Genomic DNA, 835 nt, shown 5'->3' with positions numbered 1-835 from the left:
ATGCGGTAGCTCTTCTGCCAACGAGAAGAAATCGTCACTGTCGGCACCGATATCTTCCATCAATTGACGAGCTTCTGATGAATCACGTTGATACGCTTCAGTCAGCTTTTTATCGAAGGATTCTTTATCGATGGCTTGAGGCACGAAACTGCGCTTAAGCACGCGACGTACTTCAACCAGAGCCGCTGGATTTAGCGGCTCCACGTAGTAAAGAATTGGAGGACGCTCTGGATGCTCAGTCTCCAAAACCAGTTTAAAGCGATTGGCAAAACTGAATGGCAGACGACGCATACTTGGCGCAGTGTCTAACATATCTACCATTAGTTCTTTTCCATTTGATCGATAAACGCTTGAATTTCAGCAGGATGCTTACGATCTTGGCCAAATGCTGGGATCACAGGGATCTTCTCATCTGGCATCAATTTCAAGCCTTGGTCAGCTTTGTAAAGCTGCTCTGCACGAATAAAGTTGTATTTGCGCTGAGTGATACCATCTGCGGTCATACCATCACGGATGATGGTCGGCTTAATGAAGACCATCAAGTTACGTTTTTCGGTTTGCGTGCTGGTTGATTTGAACAAGTGCCCCAATACTGGAATATCACCAAGCAGTGGCACTTTCGATTCACTTTCTAGTGCACGTTCATCAACCAAACCACCTAGCACCAGCATCTGACCATCTTGGATCATCACGGAAGTGTTAAGTTGGCGCTTCGCGAAACGAACGTCAACGGCACCATTGGCACCCAATACGTTAGAGACTTCTTGTTCAATATTTAGCTGAACAGAATCACCTTCGTTGATCTGTGGTACAACTTTGAGCTTGATACCGACTT

At 45.9% G+C, this 835-nt stretch carries 1 protein-coding gene and 1 pseudogene; both read right to left on the bottom strand.

Going from position 1 to position 835, the window contains the following annotated elements; all coding sequences use genetic code 11:
* Nucleotides 1-321: pseudogene (locus tag R7Z49_RS24140) on the bottom strand (type II secretion system protein GspE); the annotation flags it as partial.
* Nucleotides 321-835, bottom strand: a 515-nt coding sequence (locus tag R7Z49_RS24135; protein ID WP_411913032.1) for a type II secretion system protein GspD, incomplete at its 5' end; no start/stop codon positions are given. The gene R7Z49_RS24135 and the pseudogene R7Z49_RS24140, both read right to left, overlap by 1 nt.

The sequence above is a fragment of the Vibrio sp. 1562 genome, assembly GCF_033340155.1.
In the GTDB taxonomy this organism is placed as follows: domain Bacteria; phylum Pseudomonadota; class Gammaproteobacteria; order Enterobacterales; family Vibrionaceae; genus Vibrio; species Vibrio alginolyticus.
This window is presented reverse-complemented; position numbering and strand designations above follow the sequence as displayed.